The organism is Nonomuraea sp. NPDC059007, from assembly GCF_042740555.1.
In the GTDB taxonomy this organism is placed as follows: Bacteria; Actinomycetota; Actinomycetes; order Streptosporangiales; family Streptosporangiaceae; genus Nonomuraea.
Genome location: NZ_JBHYJD010000070.1, coordinates 24,209 through 44,665 on the forward strand (window position 1 = coordinate 24,209; position 20,457 = coordinate 44,665).

At 71.7% G+C, this 20,457-nt stretch carries 17 protein-coding genes; 4 read left to right on the forward strand and 13 right to left on the reverse strand.

Translation table 11 applies throughout. The features are described from left to right. Nucleotides 1-8: 8 nt before the first annotated feature. Nucleotides 9-1,166, reverse strand: coding sequence for an ROK family protein (locus tag ACFWY5_RS53080; RefSeq protein WP_379612164.1), 1,158 nt, complete (start codon nucleotides 1,164-1,166; stop codon nucleotides 9-11). A gap of 355 nt (nucleotides 1,167-1,521) precedes the next feature. Between ACFWY5_RS53080 and ACFWY5_RS53085 the strand changes: the two genes are divergently transcribed. Next, nucleotides 1,522-2,133 carry a DNA-binding response regulator gene (locus tag ACFWY5_RS53085; RefSeq protein ID WP_379612165.1) on the forward strand — a complete coding sequence of 204 codons (612 nt, stop codon included), beginning with the start codon at nucleotides 1,522-1,524 and terminating at the stop codon, nucleotides 2,131-2,133. On the opposite strand, the gene ACFWY5_RS53090 is transcribed toward ACFWY5_RS53085, so the two are convergent. The 7 genes from ACFWY5_RS53090 to ACFWY5_RS53120 form a co-directional block, all read right to left on the reverse strand. Beyond that, on the reverse strand, nucleotides 2,119-4,095 hold the full coding sequence (locus ACFWY5_RS53090) for a prolyl oligopeptidase family protein (RefSeq protein WP_379639626.1): 1,977 nt from the start codon (nucleotides 4,093-4,095) through the stop codon (nucleotides 2,119-2,121). The two genes, ACFWY5_RS53085 and ACFWY5_RS53090, sit on opposite strands and share 15 nt — an antisense overlap. Continuing rightward, complete coding sequence (locus ACFWY5_RS53095; RefSeq protein ID WP_379639627.1) at nucleotides 4,092-5,795, reverse strand: ATP-binding cassette domain-containing protein; 1,704 nt, start codon at nucleotides 5,793-5,795, stop codon at nucleotides 4,092-4,094. The genes ACFWY5_RS53090 and ACFWY5_RS53095 overlap by 4 nt, the downstream gene beginning before the upstream one ends. Beyond that, entirely contained in the window at nucleotides 5,792-7,450 is a 1,659-nt protein-coding gene (locus ACFWY5_RS53100; protein WP_379612170.1) for an ABC transporter transmembrane domain-containing protein, read from the reverse strand. The genes ACFWY5_RS53095 and ACFWY5_RS53100 overlap by 4 nt, the downstream gene beginning before the upstream one ends. A gap of 70 nt (nucleotides 7,451-7,520) precedes the next feature. Further along, on the reverse strand, nucleotides 7,521-7,652 hold the full coding sequence (locus tag ACFWY5_RS53105) for a SapB/AmfS family lanthipeptide (protein WP_184972567.1): 132 nt from the start codon (nucleotides 7,650-7,652) through the stop codon (nucleotides 7,521-7,523). Nucleotides 7,653-7,657: 5 nt separating this feature from the next. Further along, entirely contained in the window at nucleotides 7,658-10,144 is a 2,487-nt protein-coding gene (lanKC, locus tag ACFWY5_RS53110) for a class III lanthionine synthetase LanKC (RefSeq protein WP_379612171.1), read from the reverse strand. A gap of 125 nt (nucleotides 10,145-10,269) precedes the next feature. Continuing rightward, nucleotides 10,270-11,370 (reverse strand): sensor histidine kinase, encoded by a 1,101-nt coding sequence (locus ACFWY5_RS53115; protein WP_379639628.1) that lies wholly within the window; start codon nucleotides 11,368-11,370, stop codon nucleotides 10,270-10,272. 147 nt (nucleotides 11,371-11,517) lie between these two features. After that, nucleotides 11,518-12,390, reverse strand: coding sequence for an SDR family oxidoreductase (locus ACFWY5_RS53120; RefSeq protein ID WP_379639629.1), 873 nt, complete (start codon nucleotides 12,388-12,390; stop codon nucleotides 11,518-11,520). Nucleotides 12,391-12,573: 183 nt separating this feature from the next. On the opposite strand from ACFWY5_RS53120, the gene ACFWY5_RS53125 reads away from it, so the two are divergent. Beyond that, nucleotides 12,574-13,623 (forward strand): dihydrodipicolinate reductase, encoded by a 1,050-nt coding sequence (locus tag ACFWY5_RS53125; RefSeq protein ID WP_379612174.1) that lies wholly within the window; start codon nucleotides 12,574-12,576, stop codon nucleotides 13,621-13,623. Between the two features lie 439 nt (nucleotides 13,624-14,062). On the opposite strand, the gene ACFWY5_RS53130 is transcribed toward ACFWY5_RS53125, so the two are convergent. From ACFWY5_RS53130 to ACFWY5_RS53150, 5 genes are all read right to left on the reverse strand, one after another. Then, a complete protein-coding gene (locus ACFWY5_RS53130) occupies nucleotides 14,063-14,569 on the reverse strand; it encodes a flavin reductase family protein (protein ID WP_379639630.1) in 507 nt (168 codons plus the stop codon). Beyond that, complete coding sequence (locus tag ACFWY5_RS53135; RefSeq protein WP_379639631.1) at nucleotides 14,566-15,183, reverse strand: NADPH-dependent FMN reductase; 618 nt, start codon at nucleotides 15,181-15,183, stop codon at nucleotides 14,566-14,568. The genes ACFWY5_RS53130 and ACFWY5_RS53135 overlap by 4 nt, the downstream gene beginning before the upstream one ends. Then, nucleotides 15,180-16,466 carry an LLM class flavin-dependent oxidoreductase gene (locus tag ACFWY5_RS53140; protein ID WP_379639634.1) on the reverse strand — a complete coding sequence of 429 codons (1,287 nt, stop codon included), beginning with the start codon at nucleotides 16,464-16,466 and terminating at the stop codon, nucleotides 15,180-15,182. The genes ACFWY5_RS53135 and ACFWY5_RS53140 overlap by 4 nt, the downstream gene beginning before the upstream one ends. Nucleotides 16,467-16,610: 144 nt before the next feature. Then, nucleotides 16,611-17,294, reverse strand: a complete 684-nt coding sequence (locus ACFWY5_RS53145; protein ID WP_379639632.1) for an ABC transporter ATP-binding protein — start codon at nucleotides 17,292-17,294, stop codon at nucleotides 16,611-16,613. Nucleotides 17,295-17,474: 180 nt separating this feature from the next. After that, nucleotides 17,475-18,539 carry an MBL fold metallo-hydrolase gene (locus ACFWY5_RS53150; protein ID WP_379612179.1) on the reverse strand — a complete coding sequence of 355 codons (1,065 nt, stop codon included), beginning with the start codon at nucleotides 18,537-18,539 and terminating at the stop codon, nucleotides 17,475-17,477. 115 nt (nucleotides 18,540-18,654) lie between these two features. On the opposite strand from ACFWY5_RS53150, the gene ACFWY5_RS53155 reads away from it, so the two are divergent. Both ACFWY5_RS53155 and ACFWY5_RS53160 read left to right on the forward strand, forming a co-directional pair. Next, nucleotides 18,655-19,755, forward strand: a complete 1,101-nt coding sequence (locus ACFWY5_RS53155; protein ID WP_379612180.1) for a sensor histidine kinase — start codon at nucleotides 18,655-18,657, stop codon at nucleotides 19,753-19,755. Then, nucleotides 19,752-20,357 carry a DNA-binding response regulator gene (locus ACFWY5_RS53160; RefSeq protein WP_379639633.1) on the forward strand — a complete coding sequence of 202 codons (606 nt, stop codon included), beginning with the start codon at nucleotides 19,752-19,754 and terminating at the stop codon, nucleotides 20,355-20,357. Before ACFWY5_RS53155 ends, ACFWY5_RS53160 begins: the two co-directional genes overlap by 4 nt. Nucleotides 20,358-20,457: the final 100 nt, after the last annotated feature.

The window sequence follows — 20,457 nt, forward strand, 5'->3', positions numbered from 1 at the left end:
GGGCCCTCTCAGGCGTTGATGATCCGGTTGATGTTCTCGGGTGAGAGGTAGTGCTCGATCGCGAGGATGCCCGCGCCCAGCGCGGCCGCGTTCACCCCCGTACGGCTCGGCACGATCGTCAGATGGTGGGTGGCCAGCGGCAGCGACCGGCGGTAGACGGTCTCGCGGATCCCGGCCAGCAGGTGCTCGTGCACGCGTGACAGGGCGCCGCCGATGACGATGACCTCGGGGTTGAAGAAGTTGACCAGACCGGCGAGGACCTCGCCGATGAGCCGCCCGGCCTCCCTGACCAGCCGCAGCGCCTGGGTGTTGCCGCTCTGCACGAGCCGCACCACGTCGGCGCCGGACTCGGCGGGGAAGCCGAGTTCGGTGAGCCTGCGGGCCAGCGCGGCGCCGCCGGCGACCGCCTCCAGGCAGGCGCTGTTGCCGCAGCGGCAGCCCGCCTCCTCGTGGCCGCTGACCCTGATGTGGCCGATGTCGCCGGCCGAGCCGCTGGCCCCGCGGTGCAGGGCGCCCTCGGTCACGATGCCGCAGCCGATGCCGGTGCCGACCTTCACGAACAGCAGGTGGCCGGTGGCGGCGAAGGCGTTGCGGTGCTCGCCCAGCGCCATCACGTTGACGTCGTTGTCGACCAGGACCGTGGGGCCGCGGAAGTAGTCGGGGATGGGGTAGTCGTTCCAGCCGGGCATGATCGGCGGGTTGTTCGGCCGGCCGGTGGCGAACTCGACCGGCCCCGGCACCCCGATGCCCAGCGACCTGAGCCCGGCGCGCGGCCGGCCCACCTCGGCGAGCAGCTGATCCACCAGCCGGTCGACCTGCGGCAGCACGGCTTCCGGACCTTCGGCGATGTGCAGCGGCTCCTCGGACTCGGCCAGCACGGCGCCGGTGAGGTCCATGAGCGCGACCCGGCAGTGGGTGGCGCCGAGGTCGACTCCGGCGACGCTGTGTTCGTCGGTGTACAGGCGCAGCTGGCGCGGCGGGCGGCCGCCGGTGGACTCGCCGCTGTCGCTCTCCTCGACCAGGCCGCGCTCGATGAGCGCGTCGACCCGCTGGGAGATGGTGGATCTGGCCAGGCCGGTGACCCGCGCGAGGTCGGAGCGGGTCGTGGCCGACCCGGCGCTGATCAGGGTCAGCACGTCGCCCGGAGAGCCGGGAGGTGAGCTCATGCGCCGACCATAGGAGCACTCGTCGGTCAGAAGCAAGACCCTGATCCAACAAACCTGGCGGACTTCCGCCGATGGTCGAACAAAGTCTCCGCCAGGGCCCAAAGGCGCAAAAGAGAATGAGAATCTGGTTTCACAGATGCGGAGAGCACGCATAGTAAATGGCGATGCACACGTAAGGACCGTCGGTTCACCAGGCGGGTTCCGACCTCACCGAAATACACCCTTAAAAGCGTCAGTAAGCCGAAAAAACAAACAAACACCTAATAGTTAAGCTATACCTCTGCAACGTTCTGGCTTTTCAACCCCTAAGCCATTAGTCAGGATGTAGTCGTACATCACGCTGTGTTCCGAAAGGATGCCGGTGATCCGTACTTTGCTCGCTGAGGACATGGAGCTCGTCCGCGGGGCGATCGTCGCCCTCCTCGCCTACGAGGAGGACATCGAGGTCGTCGCCGAAGTGGACCGAGGTGACCACATCCTCGAAGCCGCGCGGGCCACCAAACCTGATGTGGCCGTGATCGACCTGGTGATGCCGGGAGCGGACGGGCTGGAGGCGGCACGCGAGCTGCACGAGGCCCTGCCCGGCTGCGCGGTGCTGATCCTCACCGCCGTCGGCACGCCCGCCATGCTGAAACGGGCTTTAGACGCGCGGGTACGCGGGTTCCTGGCCAAGGACGCGCCGCCCGCGCAACTGGCCGACGCCATCAGAAAGGTGGCGGCCGGCGGGAGCGTCGTGGACTCCTCCCTGGCCATCGCCGCCATGACCACCCCGGAGACGCCGCTGACCTCCCGCGAACTCGACGTGCTGACCGCCGCGGCCGACGGCTCGTCCGTCTCGGAGATCGCCGGTTCGCTCTTCCTCGCGGAGGGCACCGTGCGCAACTACCTCAGCCGCACGCGCTCCAAGCTGAGCGCGCGCAGCAGCATCGACGCCATCCGCATCGCCCGCGAATCAGGCTGGATCTGACGGCAGCGGAAGACCGGTGTGCTCGGCGAGGAAGGCCAGCGCGTCCGCCGCCAGCGCCACCGAACGGCTGACGGCCCTCGCGCCGTGGCCGACGTCGCCCTCGTGGCGCAGCAGCAGCGGCCGGCCCCCCGCGTCCGCCCGCTGCATCGCCGCGCACATCTTGCGCGCGTGCGCGGGATCGACGCGAGTATCCTCGCCGAAGACTGTGAACAGGGTCGCCGGGTAGGCCGTGCCCTCGGCCACCCGGTGGTACGGGGAGTAGGACAGCAGCCAGGCCAGCTCCTCCGGGCGGTCGGCGGTGCCGTACTCCTGCTTCCAGGACGCGCCGAGGCCCGAGCGCTCATAACGCGTCATGTCGAGGATCGGCGCCGAGCAGACCGCGGCGGTGAACAGTCCTGGGTACTGCGTCAGCATGCCGCCGATGAGCAGGCCGCCGTTCGACTCGCCCCAGATGCCCAGCTGGGCGGGGGTGGTCCAGCCGTCGGCGACCAGTTTCTCCGCCGCGGCGGCGAAGTCGTCGAAGACGTTCTGCTTGTGCTCGCGCATGCCCGCGCGGTGCCAGGCCTCGCCCTCCTCGCCGCCGCCCCTGATGCCGGCGACCGCCAGCACGCCGCCCGCCTCGATCCAGGCCACCGAGTCGGCGGCGTAGCCGGGCGTCAGCGACATCCCGAAACCACCGTAACCAGTCAGGATCGCCGGGCGCGGGCGGCCGTCGCCCGGCATGGCGACCACGGTCATGCGCACCTCGGTGCCGTCGCGCGAGGTGAAGGTCACCTGCCTGCTCACCACGCCCGGCACCGGCAGGCTCGCCTCCCACGCGGTGAGCGAGCCGTCCTTCGCGTCGTAGCGCCACACGCCCGCGGGCGTGACGGCGTCGGTGTAGAGGAACCACGCCTCGTGCCCGCCCTCGGGGCGCGCGGTGAGCGGCCCGACCGTCCCCGCACCAGGCAGCCTCACCGGTACGGCCGGCCGCCCCGTGTCCAGCTCGTGCACGACGACCTCGGCGACCGCGTGCCGTACGCGGGAGACCAGCAGCCGGTTGCCCTCCAGGATCGTGAACGCGGCCAGCACCGACTCCGGGTCCTCGGCCACCAGGTCCTTCCACGCGTCGGGACGCTCCGGGTCGGCCACGCACAACCGCCGGCGCGGCGCGTCGCGGTCGGTCAGGATGTACAGCCGCCCGTCCGCGCCGACCGCCGCCACGCTCCTGGCCGATCCGCCGGGCTGCACCCGCCGCCGCTCGCCACTGGCCAGGTCGGCCAGCCACAGCTCGTTCGGGGTGCTCGGGCCGGGTGCGGCCGACAGCGTGAGCCAGCGGCCGTCCGCGCTGAGCGTCAGCCCGTAGGAACCGGCGTCGCCGGCGGTGAAGACCTCTTCGTCGGGCTCCCGGGAGCCGATCCGGTGCAGGTAGACGCCGGTGCGGGCGCGGACGTAGTAGAACGCCGCGCCGTCGGGCAGCCAGGCGACCGGCGAGTACCGGCAGTCGCCGATCGGGCCGTCCACGTCCGCGCCGGTCCTGACGTCCATGACGCGCAACTCGGCCCGTTCCTCGCCGCGCCGCGACAACTGGTAGGCCAGCAGGGTGCCGTCCGGTCCCGGCTGCCATTCGTCCAGGGTGGTCAGGCCGGTGGGGTCCAGGCGCATCGGGTCGAGCAGGACCGCGTCGTCGCGGTAGAGGACGGGGTGCTCCTGGTCGGCCGCGCGGCGCTCCACGAAGCGGTGCTCGCCGCGCCATACGGGCGGGGTCGCGATGCCGGTACGGCTCAGCTCGCCCAGCCGGGTCCGCATGCGCTCGCGCCACGGGAGGGCGGCGGCGTGCTCGCGCCAGAGAGCCTCCTGTGCGTCGAGCCAGGTGACGGTGGCGGGGTCGGACGGGTCTTCGAGCCACCGGTAGGGGTCGGGGATCCGGTGGCCGTGGAGCTCGTCGACCAGCGGCAGCCGGGATGCGTCCGGATATTTCATGAAAGCTGGGCCTCCTCGCGGGTGGTCTCCCAGTGACCGACCAGATCGGCGTAGAGCGGTGCCGCCGCGACGAGCTCCTCGTGGGTGCCCATGCTCGCCCGGGAGCCGTCGAGCAGGACAACCCGCCCCGCCCTGCGGGCCGAGGTGAGCCGGTGGGCCACGACGATCAGCGTGCCGCCCCGCCGTACGAACGCCTGCTCGGCCCGCTCCTCGGCGGCCGGGTCGAGATGGCAGGTGGCCTCGTCGAGTATCACCAGGCGGGCCTCGGCCAGATGGGCTCTGACCAGGGCGATGAGCTGCCGCTCCCCCGCGGACAGGCCGCCGGGGTCCAGGGCGGCGTCCAGGCCGCCCAGGCGCTCGATCAGTTCGCCCGCGCCCACCTCGCGGGCGGCGGCCAGGATGCGCTCCGGCGGGGCGTCGGACAGGTAGGCCAGGTTCTCGCGCAGCGAGCCACGGAAGGCGTAGGCCTCCTGGGGGATCAGAACCCTGGTACCCGGGTCGGCCAGGTGGGCGGGTACTCCGGCCACGGTGACCGTGCCGGCGCCGGGGCTCAGCAGTCCTGCGGCCAGGGCGGCCAGCGTGGACTTGCCCGCGCCGCTCGGGCCGACGATCGCCAGGTGCTCGCCGTCCCGGATCTCCAGGTCGAGGTCGTGGACGACGGGGGCGGCGTGCTCGCCGTACGAGAAACCCACGCCCGTGAAGGCGAGCGCGGGCGGGTCGTCCACAGAGGGGGAGGCGGTGCGTTCGCGGGAAAGGGAAGGGGAAGGGGAAGTCGTGTGGAGGATGCGGTCGAGGGAGGCGAACAGGCGTACGCCGCTGACGCCGACGCCTTCGACGAGGCCGCCGAGCGCCGGGGCCAGCGACTGGGTGACGTAGGCGAGCGCGCCCACGATCACGCCGGCGCCGAGCGTGCCGCCCGCCACCCACGGCCCGCCGACCAGGATCAGGACGACCGGAGTCCACGCGCCGACGCCCAGGGCGGCGGTGCGCAGCGCGGTCATCCCGGCCAGGCGCCCGGCCGAGCGGGCCTGGGCTGCTATGCGGCGGCCGACGAGGGCCTGGACGCGTTCCTCCGCGCCGCAGGCGGTGACGTCGCGCAGGCCGCCGGTCACCGAGACGAGGGTCTGGGCGGTGCGCTCGTCGGCTTCGAGGTAGGCGCGCTGGCGGCGGTACAGGGCGGGCAGGGAGATCGTGAACAGCACCGCCCCCAGCACGAACGGCGGCACCACCAGCACGGCCAGCGCCGGATGCAGCGCGACCAGCCCGAGCACCGCGCCCGCCGCCGTGAACGCGAACCCGCGCACGACGGTGACCACCGCCGCGAAGGCGTCCCTGGCCAGCTCGACCTGCAGGTTGATCCGGGCGACCGCGCTCGCCGGCGCGTCCTGCGGCCCCTCGCACAGCGCCCCGCGTACGGCCAGCGTCAGCAGGTCGTCGCGGAACGGCTCGGCCACGGCGGCCACGGCCAGAATGACCTGCCGGGCCGCGAACGCCGCCAGCAGCCACGCCGCCCCGAGCGCCGCCAGCCAGGCCAGCCCGACGTCCACGCGCCCGGCGGCGAAGCCGTCGTCGATGGCGCGGGCGATCGCCAGCCCGATGAGGAAGGCGGGCGCCACCTCCACCACCGACCAGCCCGCGATCCTGGCCAGCGCCGCGGGCCGGGCCCGCAACGCCGTCCACACCACGCGGCCGGCCTTCATGACACGACCCCGGCGTGCTCGAAGACGGCCCGGTATCCGGGGTCCTTCCACAGGCTGGCGTGGGGGGCGTGGCCGCGTACCCGGCCGCCGTCCAGCCAGATCACCCGGTCGGCGCGGGCCGCGGTGGCGGCGCGATGGGTGACGACCAGCCGGGTACGCCCGCCGAGCTCACCGGTCAGCGCCTCGCCCACCTGCTGTTCGGTCAACGTGTCGAGGCCGGAGGTGGCGTCGTCCAGCACGAGGAAGCGGCCGCCCTGGGCGAAGGCGCGGGCCAGGCCGACCCGCTGGCGTTCGCCGCCGGACATGGGCGCGCGCTCCAGCGGCGTCAGGAAGCCCTGGGGCAGCCGGGACAGGAATCCGTCGGCCCGTGCGGCCCGTGCCGCCCCTTCCGCGGCGCCGGCCGGGGCCCGGCCGAACTCGATGGCCTCTTCCACGGTCTCCCCCAGCAGCACCGGGCGTTCGAAGGCGTACGCGACCGCCTGCCGCAGGGCCGAGGGCGACAGCTCGCGCAGGTTCACCCCGTCCAGCGACACCGTGCCCTGGTCCGGGTCGGTGAGCCGCCCGGCCAGCGCGGCCAGCGCGGACTTGCCCGCTCCAGAACGTCCGACCACGGCCGTCACCGACCCGCCGGGCAGCACGAGGTCGCCGACCTCCAGGCCGCCCGCGGTCACGGCGCGGAACTCCACGGTCCCGTCGCCGGGAGGCAGCGTCGCCGCGCCCGTCTCCGGCTCCCGCTCGTCCAGGACCTCTGCCACGCGGCCGGCCGCCGCGCGCGCCCTGGCCAGCCTGGCCACGAAGCCGAGCGCGCCGCTCAGCGCGGCGCCGAGAACGGCGTACCGCGCGGCGGCGTAGAGGTCGCCGACGGTGATCTGCCGGGTGGCCAGCAGATACCCGCCCACGGCGAGCACCGCCACCTCCAGCACCGGCACCATGATCCCGGCCCTGACCCCGGCGCCCGCCGTGGCCCGCCACAGGGCCAGACCGTGCGCGCGCAGCGTGGGCAGCGGCGTCAGGACCCGGCGTACCTCGCGTTCCTCGGTCCCGGCCGCGGCGATGGTCCTGGCTCCGGCGAGCGCGTCGACCAGGCGGGTGGCGATCTCGCCCTGCGTCTCCTGGTAGGCGGCGGCGATCTCGCCGCTGGCCCGCATGAAGGCGCGCAGCACGAACATGATGGCGACGAGACCGGCGGCCAGGGTGAGTGTGAGCCGGGGGTCGATGAGGGTGAGGGCCACGAGGCCGCCGACGGTCGGCACCAGCAGCGTGATCACGCTGACGGCCGCGTCCGGCGCGCCGCCGAGCTCCTCGGCGTTCAGTCCCGCTCTGGTGACCAGGTCTCCCTGGCCGAAGCGGCGGGTCATCCCCGGTCCCACGCCCAGCACGCGCCGCATGAGCGCCCCGCGCATCCGGGCCGCCGCGGCGGCTCCGCTCACGCCGCGGGTCCAGACGGTCAGGCACTCGCAGATCATGATCACGGCTACCGCGCCGACGGCGGCGGTGAGCCAGGTGGTGCGGTCCTGGCCGTCGATGGTCCGTCCGATCAGGTACGGCAGGGCCAGCTCGGCCGCGGCTCCGGCGATCCCCGTGAACGCCAGCACGAGGGGCCAGGGGCCGCTGCGCCGTACCGCGTCCAAGACGAGCCGATCACCAGACCGCACGATGTTCCTTTCCCCTAAACCCGGAATCCCGGGACGTCCTTCGCAGACGCCCCGGGACCCATTTACTTTCTTAGTGGCACAGAGCGACGCTGAGGTTGCTCGGCTTGCCGGAGTGGCACGTAAGGACAGTGAGCGTGCTGCCGCCGCTGGCGACGTCGCTGCTTGCCGGTGCCTCCAGGCCCTGAAGGTCGAGGAGAGTCATGTTGTCTACACCTCCTTCCTGTGCTCGTGTCGGGCAGGTGACTCCAGGAAGGGGAGGTGAGCCCGCGGCTCCGGCACCGCCGTTGCCAGAGCGAGTAACACACCCGCACTTCCTGTAGCCAGATCCATGGACAGCCGCAGCAGCTGATCACCGGGGAAGGCCAGGCCCCCGCCGTACGGGAGGGCGTGCCAGCGCAGATCGCGCGGGCCCTTCCCGAAGGCGGCGAGGATGCCGGCGCGGCCGGTGAACAGGCCCGACTGCACGAAGAAGCCTGATCGCGCGACCAGCCGCAACTTCTCCAGCTCGGGAGCGAGCTCGGAGGAGGGCCGGTGGCGCAGGTAACGTTCGAGGACCATCGCGATGCCGGCCGACCCCTCGTCGAGGTAGGGCAGCAGCCGCCAGCCCTGGTTGACCTGGAGCGAGCCGTCCTCCGCGGTACGGCACCGCCGCAGGTCCAGGCGGAGCGCGGTCTCGGCCAGGTCGAGCAGGCCGGAGTCGCCGGTGCGTTCGTAGGCGTGGACGAAGAGCAGCGCGGGGCCGGAGAAGCCGTTCATGAGCCCGGCGTGCGGGTTCGTGCCGCCGCTGATCTCGGGCACCTCGACGTCGAGGCGGCCGGCGCACAGCTCCACGGCGCGGTTGGCCGGTTCGTCCAGGCCGAGGTGGAAGAGGTTCAGCCCGATGCCCGACAGGCCGGAGAAGAGGGACGCCTCCAGGCCTTCCCACTTCTCCCGCAGCACGATGTCGGCCACGTCGAGCGCGTCCTGGCGGTGGCCCAGCAGGTCGAGGACGTGCGCGATGCCGTGCAGCCCGTCGTACAACCCGAGGCCGGAGCCCGGCGCCGGCTTGGTCGCCCGCCGGCGCAGCCAGTCCTCGTGCACCGGCTCGCAGCCGGCTTTGACCAGCGCGTAGAGCACGCCGGCCGCGCCGTGGGCAAGTCCGAGTCCGCCGCCCGGCTTGAACTGCGCCGGGTCGCCGGGGAAGAGCCGGTCGTCGCGCTCGGGTGTCGCGCTCGCGGTGATGGCCTTGGCCAGCGCGTCGCGTACCTGCGGCCAGGGGTCGTCGCCGGGGAGCGGCGGGGGCGTCCAGGTCGCGTCGCCGGCGATCGTCTCGACCGCTTCGCCCAGGTCGGCGCCGAACGTCTCCGTCACGATCGCGCCCAGGTGACGCACCTTGCCGTGGTGGAGCGGCTGCATGATCGTGCACTGGGGCGCGAACAACGCCATCCGCAGGCACGCCAGCGCGTATTCGTCGACCTCGACGCCCTGTCGTTCCTGCGGGGCGACGAAGGCGGGGTGGGCCAGGGCGGCGCGGTCGCCGTTCTCGACGAGCGTGGCGACCTCGTAGTCGATCAGCACGACCCGGCCGTCGTCGGTGAGCAGGATGTTGTCCGGGTGCAGGTCGCCGAAGACGACCCCGCGCTCGTGCAGCGAGCGCACCGCCACGTCCACCCGGGCGAGGATCTCCAGGGCCCAGCCGGTGTATTCCTCCAGGTCGGCGGCCGTACAGGTCGCCGAGGTCAGCGGATACTTGTGGACCAGCCTGCGCTGCAGCGTGGTGGCCTCCACGAACTCCTGCACGAGGAAGTGGTGCTCGCCCAGCTCGAAGTGGTCGATGAGCGCGGGCGAGGCGTCCAGGCCGGCCAGCCGCGCCAGCATGTCGCGCTCGTGCCCGAGCCGCGCCACCGCGTCCCGGCCGGCCGCGTCGAGCCCGGCGTGCGGCCTGGCCTCCTTGAGCACGACGCGCGCGCCGGTCCGCAGGTCCGCGGCGAGGTAGACGCCGCCCCCGTTGGAGAAGTGCAGGACACTCTCCACCTTGTACGGCAGGCCGTCCAGCTTGACCGCGTTCCTGACGTCCAGGTGCGGCTGAAGGAAGTCGGGCAGGCTCGTCCAGGGCGGCACGGAGAACACCGCGTTCCGCACGTCCGGCACCAGGTTCCCCTCGCCGTCCTCGACGGCCAGCACACGCTCGCCGCTCTCGGACAGGCAGTGGCGCTCGGCGAAGCCGCCGTACCGGACGAACAGGGGGCCGTCGCCGTAGCGCAGGTCGCTCAGGATGTAGGGGCCCTTCACCCCGCGCAGCAGCTCGTTGAGCTCCTTGAGCACGAGTTCGAGCTGCGCCTCGTCACGCGGGTAGATGGTGACGAGCTTGCCGCTCGATGCGCGGGAGGCGGCTTTGGAGCCGAGCATCACCAGCACCGGCAGGCCGCGCAGAAACTTGAAGGCCACGCCGCGGGGCACGCAGTAGTCCCAGATGGCGGAGAGCGCCTTCTCGGCGTCGTCCACCCGGGCGGAGACGTGGATCTTCCATCCCTGGGCCGGCAACGGCTCCTCGTTGACCGGCGCGTAGTACATCCAGGTGTCGGTGGGGTGATGGGTCCAGCCGTCGGGCACCGGGCGGCGGGCGACGGGGAAAAGAGCGTCCGGCGACTTCCGCTCGTCCAGCACGTCATAAAAGACTGGATCCGCCAGACAATACATCTCGTACTGCTCCATCAAGCCCGCCTCCCTGGTGGGAACACCTCTAGAGAATGCGAGCTGGCGGGGCTATTCGTCTAGTTACACGAATCATCAGCAAGTAGGAAGACCACACAGCCATTTGTGATGATTTCACAGACGCATTAGTTGGGATTCCCGGGAATATATACCGACATTCTAAATCGGCCGTGGTGCATGGCCCTGGCCTCGAACCAGCCGCCGTACTCGACGACCCGCTCCCTCAGGTTCCGCAGCCCCTGGCCCGGCTGGTGACGCGGCTTCTTGGCGCCGTCGTTGAGTATCGACAGCAGCACCATGCCGCCCTCCTCCAGAACCTGGATCGAGCATTCGCGGGCGGTCGTGTGCCGCAGGATGTTGGTGACGCCCTCGCGCAGGACGTAGGTCAGCACCTGGATGGCCGACTGCGGGAGCCCGCCGCAGGCGACGTGGACATGACAGCTCAGCCCGGCCGACTCCAGCACCGAGCGGGCCGAGCTCAGCTCGGTCTCCAGGGAGTAGCTGCGGCCCAGGTGCGCCACCGAGCGCACGTCCTCGGTCACGCCGCGCACGAGCTCCAGCGCCTCGTCCAGCTCCTCGCGGCCCCGCTCGCTGTTCTTCTCCAGTTGCCGCTGCGCCAGCTCGATCCGCAGGATCAGCAGCGTCAGCCGGTGGCCCACGAGGTCGTGCAGGTCACGGGTGAGCCGGTGCCGCTCGTCCTCGACCGCGCGGCAGACCTGGTCGGTCAGCACGGCCCGCAGCGAGTGCGCCCGCACGGTCAGGCTGACCACCGCGTACTCGGCGAACCCCACCACCGGCGCCGCGAGCAGCCACGGCTGGTCGACCACGCTCAGCATCACCGGCCCGCACCCCAGCGCCACGACCACCAGCGTCCAGGACCGTTTCCGCTCGGCCACCACCAGCAACGTCCCGGTCAGCAGTACGGTGACCGGCGCCCACCCCGTCCAGTAGAGAAGCGGAGCCACCGTCAGCGCCACCTGCCCGGCCAGCGGCAGCCAGGGCGTCCTGCGCCGGCGCAACGTCGCCAGCACCGCCCAGGCGTGCAGCCCGATCACGGCCACCAGGCAGCCCAGCCACACCGCCAGCATGTCGGAGCCCGACGGCAGCACCCTGAGCACGCCGACGACGACCATCCCCACGATCCCCGGCGCCAGCGCGAAGCCGCACAGCACCAGCGGCGACAAGGCGGCGATCCCTAACGAGCGCAGCCGGGAGGGAGGCTCCATGGGTACCCTTCGCAAGCAGGCGAGTCGTGACCGTAGCTGCCGCGATTATTTCTTCCTCGAATCACCGGCTTCTAACGGAACATCCTTCCGCCCCGGGACATGGAAAGCGGGCCCCCGCCGGGGAGGCCCGCTGCGGATCTTCGCTCCTCAGAGCATGGCCTTCATGGAGTCGCCCGCCGTCAGCACGTACGGCTGCTCCGTCATCACCGCCGCCCAGTTGTCGGCGATCGCCTCCGGCGAGAGGTCGTCGGACTTCCAGCCGGGCCCCTCGGCCACGAACACGCGCGCCACCCGGCCGCCGCCCACGCTGAACACCTCGCCCGACGCCTCACACGAGTCGTGCGCCAGGTAGGCCACCAGCGCGCTCACCCGCTCCGGCGTGAACTTCGCCTCGAACTCGGCCGGCAGCAGCGCCTCGGTCATCCGGGTCCAGGCGATCGGGGCGATGGCGTTGGCCTTGATGCCGTTGCGCGCGCCCTCGATCCCGAGCGTCTTGGTCAGGCCGACCAGGCCCATCTTCGCGGTGGAGTAGTTGGCCTGCCCGAAGTTGCCGAACAGCCCGGCGGGCGAGGAGGTGTTGACGATCCGGCCGTATCCGGCCTCCTTCATATGGGGGTACGCCGCCTGGCTGACCAGGTAGGAGCCGCGTACGTGCACGGCCAGCACACCGTCGAACTCCTCCACCGTCATCTTCCCGAACGACTTGTCGCGCAGGATGCCCGCGTTGTTGATGACGACGTCCACGCCGCCGAACGCCTCGACCGCCGTGCGCACGATCGCCTGGGCGCCCTCCGGCGTGGCCACGTTGTCGGTGCTGGCGACGGCCTGCCCGCCGTTCTTCTGGATGAGCTCGACCACGTCCACGGCGGGCCCGGTCGAGGCCCCGGTGCCGTCCAGTGCCCCGCCGAGGTCGTTGACCACCACCTTCGCGCCCCGCTCCGCCAGCAGCAGCGCGTGTGACCTGCCCAGACCGTGTCCGGCCCCCGTGATGATCGCGACCCTGTCATCGAACCGAAGCATCGAACCTCCACCTCGTCGACCTCGGTTAAAGAGAACAACATTCTAGTACCCGCCCCCTCCTTCCGGAGAAGAGGTGTTGGTGATCACGAAGGGCTGATCGTCGCGGATAGTGATCAGACAGGTCTTTTTCTGCTAGAGTTCTGGGCTCTGCGCCCACCCTCCAATCCGGCTTGGAGGCTCTCCATGCCCGCAATCCGCGTGGTCCAATGGGCCACCGGCGCTGTTGGTCGCTACGCGCTGCGCAGCGTGCTCAGCAGACCAGAGTTAGAGCTGGCGGGTGTGCTCGTCTACGACCCCGACAAAACCGGCAAGGATGCCGGAGACCTGGTCGCGCTCCCCCGCACCGGCGTCACCTGCACCGACGACATCGAACGCATCCTGGCCACCGACGCCGACTGCGTCCTGCACATGCCGCTGCCCGCCTCGTACTTCGGCGCCGACCAGGCCGCCGACCTGGAGACGATCTGCGCCCTGCTGGCCTCCGGCAAGAACGTCATCACCACGACCGGCTTCGTCTACCCCAAGTCCTACGGCCCCGGCGTCGTCCAGCGCATCGAGAGCGCCTGCGCCGAAGGCGGCACCTCGCTCCACGGCACCGGCGTGAACCCGGGCTTCATGAGCGACTTCCTGCCCCTGGCGCTGAGCGGCCTCTCCTCCAGGGTCGACCACATCTACGTGCGCGAGTCGTCCGACTTCCGCGGTCACCCGTCCCGGCAGATCGTCGTCGACCTGGTCGGGTTCACGCGATCGGCCAAGGACTACATCGCGGCGGTCCGGCCGTACCGGGCCTTCCAGCGTTCGCTGTTCGCCGAGAGCGCCCAGCTCGTGGCCGACGCGCTCGGGGTCCAGCTGGACGAGGTGGAGGAGAGCGACGAGTTCGAGCTGGCGACGGAGGAGTTCGAGATCGCCGCCGGGCTGGTGCGCGAGGGCACCGTCTGCGCCTCGCGCTGGGTCTTCAGCGGTCTGGTACGCGGGCGGCCCTTCATGACCATCGAAGTGGTCTACAAGGCCGACGCCGCCAAGGTACGCCGCTGGCCCGATCCCGGGTTCTCGATCCACATCGAGGGGGTGCCGCAGATGACGGTGTCGGTGGAGGAGGTCTCCCACGGCCTGGCCGCTGCCGCCTCCCACGCCGTCAACTCCATCCCCGCCGTGGTGTCCGCCGAGCCCGGCATCCGCACCCTCCTCGACCTCCCCCTCCCCACCGCCCGCGGCCTCGCCCGCCTCGCCTGACCTTCCCTCCCCCACCCGTCTCCCCACCCCACCCCGGACCTCTGACCCACCCGGACCTCCGGCCCCACCTGGTCCCATGAGCCGCTCAACCCCCCGACGCTCTGGCCCACCCGAGGCCTCGGGCCGTTCGGGATCGGGCCGCCCGGGTCCCGAGGTTGCCTGGTCCGGGCGACCCATCCCCCCGTGCGACCCATCCCTGGGCAACCCATCCCCGGGCGGCCCAGACCTGGGTGCCTCCCAGACCCAGGTCTGCGCCGCCCTCTCGCCCCCCGGCTCGGGGTTCCTCAGGCCCGGCGCTGTCCGGGGCCCGGGGCGGCCGGGTCCGAAAGGCCTTCCGAGCCCGGACAGCCCCGGGCCTGAGGTGGTGAAGTGCTGAGGGGGCCGGGCCGCCAGCCTTCGTCCGGCCCCCTCAGCCCGCCCGGCCCTCGGGCGGAGTCCCTCAGTGCGGGAGGAAACGGCCGTAGCGGCCGCGGTGGTACAGGAGGGGCCGGTTGCCCCCGACCGCACACTCCACCACCAACCCCACCACCAGCGTGTGGTCGCCGATGTCCACGGTCGTGTGCGGCACGCAGATCAGGTGGGCGGCCACGTCGTCCAGCAGCGGCGTCTCGAAGGGCCCGGGGTGCCAGCGGGTCGGCCCGGCGAAGCGGTCGATGCCGCGGCGGGCGAAGCGGGTGGCCAGGTCGTGCTGGTTGCCGGCCAGGACGTTGACGGCGAAGTGGTCGGCCAGCCGTAGCCACGGCCAGGTGGTGGAGGAACGGTCGACGTAGAAGGAGACCAGCGGCGGTTCGAGGCTGACGGAGGAGAACGACGTCGCGGTCAGGCCGACAGGGACGCCCTCCGGGCGGGCAGTGACGATCACGACGCCCGCCGCGTGCTGGGCCAGCGCGGTGCGGAACCCGTCGGCGTCCACGCCATAACCGTGCTCATAGGCGTGGGCCGTCATCTGAGCGCCTCTTCCCTCGTCACGATCTGCGGGCCCACCCGGCCGGCCCAGCGCGCGATGACGTCCTCGCCGGGCAGTTCGGACTCCAGGAGGGCGAGCCCGGGGGTGGGCACGTGCGCGCCCAGTTCGACCAGGAGCGGCCGGAAGTGGGTCTCGACCGCCAGCGCGTGCCGCGGGTCGCCCATGACGAGGACGGGCAGCGCGGTCTTGCCGGCCAGCGCGTCCGGCGGGAACCGGTCGACGAACGCCTTGAGCAGTCCGGTGTAGGTGGCCTTGTAGGTCGGGCTGGCGAAGACGACGACGGAGGCGGAGGCCACGAGTTCGAGCGCGACCTCCAGCGCCGCGTGCGGGCCCGGGTCCAGGATCACGGGCGCCAGCGCCGAAAGGTCCACCACCTCAGCCTGGTGCCCGCCCCCACCGCCAAACCCCGAAGCTCCACCGCCAAACCCCGAAGCACCGCCGAACTCCGAAGCACCGCCGGGGAAACCCGGAGTCTCGTCGCCGAATCCGGTGTGCCCGCGCAGCCGGTCCGCGATCGCGGTGGCGGCCGCCACCGCCGCGCCGTACGTCCTGGAACCGGCCCTTGGGTTGCCGACGACCGTCACGATGCTCATGAGACCTCCGCCAGGGACAGGCCGTAGCGCTCGCGCAGCGTGCGCCCGTCGTATTCGGTACGGAACAACCCGCGCACCTGCAACTCGGGCACGACCAGGTCGACGAAGTCGGCCAGCCCGGCGGGCAGGTAAGGGGGCATGATGTTGAAGCCGTCGGCGGCGCCGTTCTGGTACCACTCCTGGAGCTGGTCGGCGATCTGCTCGGGGGTGCCGACGACGACCCGGTGACCGCGTCCTCCGGCCAGGCGGCTGATGATGCCGCGCAGGGTGAGCCCCTCCCGGTCGGCGAGGTCGCGCACGAGCTTGATGCGGCTCTGCTGGCCGTCGGGGTTGGGCGGCAGTTCCGGCAGCGGTCCGTCGAGGGGGTGGCCGGTCAGGTCGGCGCCGAAGATGTTGGAGAGCTGGCGCAGGCCGTAGGCGGGAGTGATGAGGTCTTCGAGCTCCTTCTCCCGCTGCAGCGCCTCGCGCTCGGTCGAGCCGATGACGGGCGAGATGCCGGGAAGGATCTTCAGCTGGTACGGCGTGCGCCCGTAGGCGGGCAGCCGCCCCTTCAGGTCCGCGTAGAACTCCTGGGCGTCCTCCAAGGTCTGCTGGGCGGTGAAGACGGCTTCGGCGAACCTGGCGGCGAACTCCTTGCCGTCCTCCGACGAGCCCGCCTGCACCAGCAGCGGCCGTCCCTGGGGCGAGGGCTGGACGTTCAGCGGCCCTTGGACGGTGAAGTGCGTTCCAGCGTGATTAATCGGCCCAATACTTGATTTATCGGCGTAAATCCCGTTGACCCGGTCATTGATCACGGCGCCCTCGGCCCAGCTGCTCCACAGGGCGTCGGCCACCTCCAGGAACTCCTCCGCCCGGTGGTACCGCACGCTGTGCGCGGGCCGCTCGACGCCGAAGTTCCTGGCCTCGGCCTCCCCCGCGGAGGTCACGATGTTCCAACCGGCCCGGCCGCCGCTGATGTGGTCGAGCGAGGCGAACTTGCGCGCCACGTGGAACGGCTCGTTGTACGTCGTGGACACGGTCGCGATCAACCCGATGTGCTCGGTCACCGTGGCCAGCGCGGACAGCAGGGTCAGCGGCTCCAGCCCGCCGAGCGCGTTGTGCCGCACGTCGCCCCACAACGCCAGCCCGTCGGCCAGGAACAGCGAGTCGAGCTTGCCGCGTTCGGCGATCCTGGCCAGTTCCTCGTAGTGGCGGATGTCGGTGATGCGGCCGGGGTCGGTCAGCGGGTGCCGCCAGGCGGCCTCGTGATGGCCGACGCCCATGAGAAAGGCGTTCAGATGCATGCTCAAGGGGTCCTCCACGTGGTGCTCGCGCCGGCGTTCGCCGCTTCCGCCGCCCCGAGCGCGGCGGAAGCGGGGACGCCGGGCGCGATGGGGCCGTCGTCGTCGAGAGCAGAGGTGGCGAGGCCGGGGGCGACCGGCGACGGCCTAGGCAAGGGAGCCCGCCCCCTCGCGGAGGGGCTCCGTGTCGTGAAGGGACAGGACGCGGCCCGGCGAGGAGGTCAGGATGGCGACCCGCCGGCCCAGGTAGGCGGCCTCGTCCAGCGACCGGGTGGCGAAGACGATGGTCTTGCCGGTCTTCTCCCAGACCGACAGCAGATCCTCGCGCAGCGAGGAACGAGTCCGGGTGTCGAGCGCCGCGAACGGCTCGTCCATGAGCAGCACGCCGGGGTCGTAGGCGAGGCTTCTGGCGATGGCCACGCGTCGGCGGGTGCCGGCGGTCAGTTCGTGCGGGTAGCGGTCGTCGAGGGCGCCGAGCCCGACCAGGCCGAGGTAGTGACGCGCCAGACCGGCCCGCTCGCCGCGCGGCACGGCCGTGGCCTCCAGCCCGAACTCCACGTTGCCCAGCGCGGTGCGCCAGGGGAACAGCGCGTGCTGCTGGAGCACGACGCCGCGGTCGAACCCGCTTCCGGTCACCGGCGCGCCGTCGAGGAGGATCTCGCCGGCGCTCGGCTTGAGCAGGCCGCTGATCAGGTCGAGGAGGGTCGACTTGCCGCATCCGCTGGGGCCGGCGATGGTCAGGAACTCGCCCTGCCGTACGTCAAAGGTGATGTCCGACAGGACGGTGAGAGAGCCGAAGTGCTTGGTCACATGGTTGATCTGGATCTTCATCGAGCGCCCTCCCGAGGCGATCGAGGGTCAGGGAGCGAAAGATCGTGATCACTGACACTGGGCGCTGACGACGCGGCAGAAGTCGACATGCGCGCGCCGGGTCAAATCCGGGCTCATGTCCACGACGCTACGCGGGAGATTCCGCGTAGTCAACATTTCCTACTTGATATACATGAAATATCAGGCGGGCACCCAGAGATCCACGTCACCCGCGATACGGCGCAGCCGCCCGCGCGCCTCCAGCCACACCAGGTGCGCCAGCGTCTCGTTGTTGGCCGAGCGGCGCATGAACGGCGGGATCGTCTCCCACGGGCGCGACCACGTGAGCCGCGTGGCGATGTCCCAGCAGGAGATCCCCGAGGCCACGTCGGCGGCCACGGCCTCGATCTCGGCCAGCCGCTCCTCGTGGTGGAGCATGACGTGGTCCACGCGCTCGGCCAGTTCGAGGAAGCGGTACTCGTGGGCGGGCAGCACCTCGTCCACGTCCCACTTGCGCACGGCGGCCAGCGAGTCGAGGTAGTCGGCCAGCGGGTTCGGCCCCGACTGCGGGTGCACGGCGACGATCGGGGTGATCTTGGCCAGCACGTGATCGCCGGAGAACAGGATCCGGCGTTCGGGCGAGACGAAGCACAGGTGACCGGGCGAGTGTCCGGGCGTCCAGATCGCCCGCAGGTCCCAGCCGGGCAGGCCGAGCGCCTCGCCGTCCTCCACCAGGCGGTCGGGCTTGGCCATGGAGACCATGTGCCTGATCATCATCGAGGCTCCGGCCAGCTCGTCGAGCGTCAGCCGGGGCACGCCGGAGCGTACGAGGAGGCGGCGTTCCTTCTCCACCAGCGCGTCGATGGCGCCGTCGTCGTAGCGGTCGTGCAGGAGGTTCGCGTCGGCCGGGTGCAGGGCGATCCAGGCGCCGCTGCTCTCGCGCACGCGGCCGGCCAGGCCGTAGTGGTCGGGGTGGATGTGGGTGACCAGCACGCCCTTGACGTCGGTGATCGAGTAGCCCGCCACCGACAGCCCGTCGCAGAGCGCCTGGTAGGCCTCGTCGGTGTTCCAGCCCGCGTCGACGATCACCACCCCGCCGGGCAGCTCCAACGCGTAGACCAGCACGTACCGCAAGGGATTGATCGGGATCGGCACCGGGATCGACCACAATCCCGGCCGGACCCGCTCGACCTCCGGCATCGCCACTCTGCTCTGCCAGGCGGCACGCTGTTCCTCGCTGGCGGGTGTCACCACAAACTTAGCCATTCACCCATTGTTACAGAATCATATTCTAATGGCGGCATCATGCGCTCCGCATCTGCCCTTTGTGCGCACCCGGCCCGACCGTTGAAGCATGCCAACCGCGCCTAGAATCACGCCCGTGCACGTACGCCTGCGCCGCGCGCGACTCGCCACCCTGGCGACGCTCAGCATGGCGGTGATGTCCAGCCTGATACTGCCGGGCATCGGGGTGTTCAGAGAGCCCGATCCGGTCCGCGCGGTGCTCGGCGCCACGGGCACGCTGCTCTTCGCCGCCGCGCAGGCCGCTCTGCTGTACGCGACCGTCACGCCCGACATCTCCAGGAACATCCAGCACCGGCTCGCCCAGGCCTTCGGCGTGACCGCTCTGGCCTCCGTCCCGCTGGTCGGGCCGCTCGCCGCCGCGCAGGAAGCGGGCCGGTGGGAGTCGTGGGCCTGGATCGGCGCCTCGATCCTGGCGACCGCGCCGGTGCTCGGCCGCCGGCCGGTCGTCGTCACCACCGTCGCCGCGACGCTCGCCGCCGCCGCGCTGCTGGCCTGGTGGCACGGCGACATCGGCTACTTCACGATCACGGTCGCGGTCGGGCTCTGCCTCGTGGCCGTCAGCGGCCTGCACCTGTGGCTCTGGACGCTGCTCGTCGAGGCCGACGACGGCAGGAAGGCCCAGGTCAAGCTGGCCGCCGCCGAGGAACGCCTGCGCTTCGCCCGCGACGTGCACGACCTTCTGGGACACGACCTGTCGGTCATCGCGCTCAAGGCGGAGCTGGCCGAGCGCGATCCGGGCCGCGCCGCCGAGGAGGCCGCCGACCTGCGCAGGCTGGCCGCCGCGGCGCTGAGCGACCTGCGGCGGGCCGTACACGGGTATCGGGAGGTCGATCTGCGCGCGCAGATCACCGCGATCGAGCAGGTGCTGCGCTCCTCGGGCGTGCGCTGCACCGCGACCCTGCCCGCACAGGACCTCCCGCAGGACGTCGCGGCCCGCCTCGCGCCCGTCGTGCGCGAGGCCGGCACGAACGTGCTGCGCCACAGCAAGGCCACCTGGTGCACCATCGAGGTCGGCCCCGACGGCGTCACCGTGGCCAACGACGGCGCCGCCGAGCGCCCGGCCGACCCCCATTCGTCCGGTCTGCGGGGCCTGGCCGACCGGCTGGCCGAGTCCGGCGGCACACTCCGCACCCGCCTCGAAGGCGGCGTGTTCACCCTGGAGGCGACCCTCAGGTGATCAAGGTCCTGCTCGCCGACGACGAGGAGCTCATCCGCACGGCGCTGGCCGCGCTGCTGGGGCTGGAGCCCGACCTGGAGGTGGTCGCGCAGGCCGCCGACGGCCGCGCCGCCGTCCAGGCCGCGCTGTCCCACCGCCCCGACGTGGCCGTGGTCGACCTGGAGATGCCCGCCCTCGGCGGGCTGGAGGTCAGTGCCGAGCTGGCCGCCGTGCTGCCGTCCTGCCGCGTGATCATCCTCACCGGGTACGGCAGGCCGCCCCTCCTCAAGCGCGCCCTCGACGCCGGAGCCAGCGGCTTCCTGCCCAAGGGCGCACCCGGCGGCGCGCTGGCCGACGTCATCAGGCGCGTCCACGGCGGCGCCCGCTACGTGGACCCCGAGCTGGCGGCCGACGCCCTGACCGCCCCGGAGTGCCCGCTCACCCCGCGCGAACTGGACGTGCTGCGCCTGGCCGAACTGGACACGCCGGTCGCGGTGATCGCCCGCCGTACGCACCTGTCGAACGGCACCGTCCGCAACTACCTGGCCGCCGCCGTCGCCAAGCTCGGCACCGCCACCCGCGCCGAGGCCTACCAGCTGGCCAAGCGGCACGGGTGGCTGTAACCGGCTCACGCCGCCCTACCTTTCTGAGTAGGCACTCCCGTTACGCCAGGGGCTGAGCGCGCTGCTGAGCCTGGAGAGGCAAGATCGGGATGTGCGGGTG

Coding starts and splice junctions, on each gene's coding strand:
- ACFWY5_RS53080 (WP_379612164.1), bottom strand. CDS start 1,166: ATGAGCTCACCTCCCGGCTCTCCGGGCGACGTGCTGACCCTGATCAGC.
- ACFWY5_RS53085 (WP_379612165.1), top strand. CDS start 1,522: ATGCCGGTGATCCGTACTTTGCTCGCTGAGGACATGGAGCTCGTCCGC.
- ACFWY5_RS53090 (WP_379639626.1), bottom strand. CDS start 4,095: ATGAAATATCCGGACGCATCCCGGCTGCCGCTGGTCGACGAGCTCCAC.
- ACFWY5_RS53095 (WP_379639627.1), bottom strand. CDS start 5,795: ATGAAGGCCGGCCGCGTGGTGTGGACGGCGTTGCGGGCCCGGCCCGCG.
- ACFWY5_RS53105 (WP_184972567.1), bottom strand. CDS start 7,652: ATGACTCTCCTCGACCTTCAGGGCCTGGAGGCACCGGCAAGCAGCGAC.
- lanKC (WP_379612171.1), bottom strand. CDS start 10,144: ATGGAGCAGTACGAGATGTATTGTCTGGCGGATCCAGTCTTTTATGAC.
- ACFWY5_RS53115 (WP_379639628.1), bottom strand. CDS start 11,370: ATGGAGCCTCCCTCCCGGCTGCGCTCGTTAGGGATCGCCGCCTTGTCG.
- ACFWY5_RS53120 (WP_379639629.1), bottom strand. CDS start 12,390: ATGCTTCGGTTCGATGACAGGGTCGCGATCATCACGGGGGCCGGACAC.
- ACFWY5_RS53125 (WP_379612174.1), top strand. CDS start 12,574: ATGCCCGCAATCCGCGTGGTCCAATGGGCCACCGGCGCTGTTGGTCGC.
- ACFWY5_RS53130 (WP_379639630.1), bottom strand. CDS start 14,569: ATGACGGCCCACGCCTATGAGCACGGTTATGGCGTGGACGCCGACGGG.
- ACFWY5_RS53135 (WP_379639631.1), bottom strand. CDS start 15,183: ATGAGCATCGTGACGGTCGTCGGCAACCCAAGGGCCGGTTCCAGGACG.
- ACFWY5_RS53140 (WP_379639634.1), bottom strand. CDS start 16,466: ATGCATCTGAACGCCTTTCTCATGGGCGTCGGCCATCACGAGGCCGCC.
- ACFWY5_RS53145 (WP_379639632.1), bottom strand. CDS start 17,294: ATGAAGATCCAGATCAACCATGTGACCAAGCACTTCGGCTCTCTCACC.
- ACFWY5_RS53150 (WP_379612179.1), bottom strand. CDS start 18,539: ATGGCTAAGTTTGTGGTGACACCCGCCAGCGAGGAACAGCGTGCCGCC.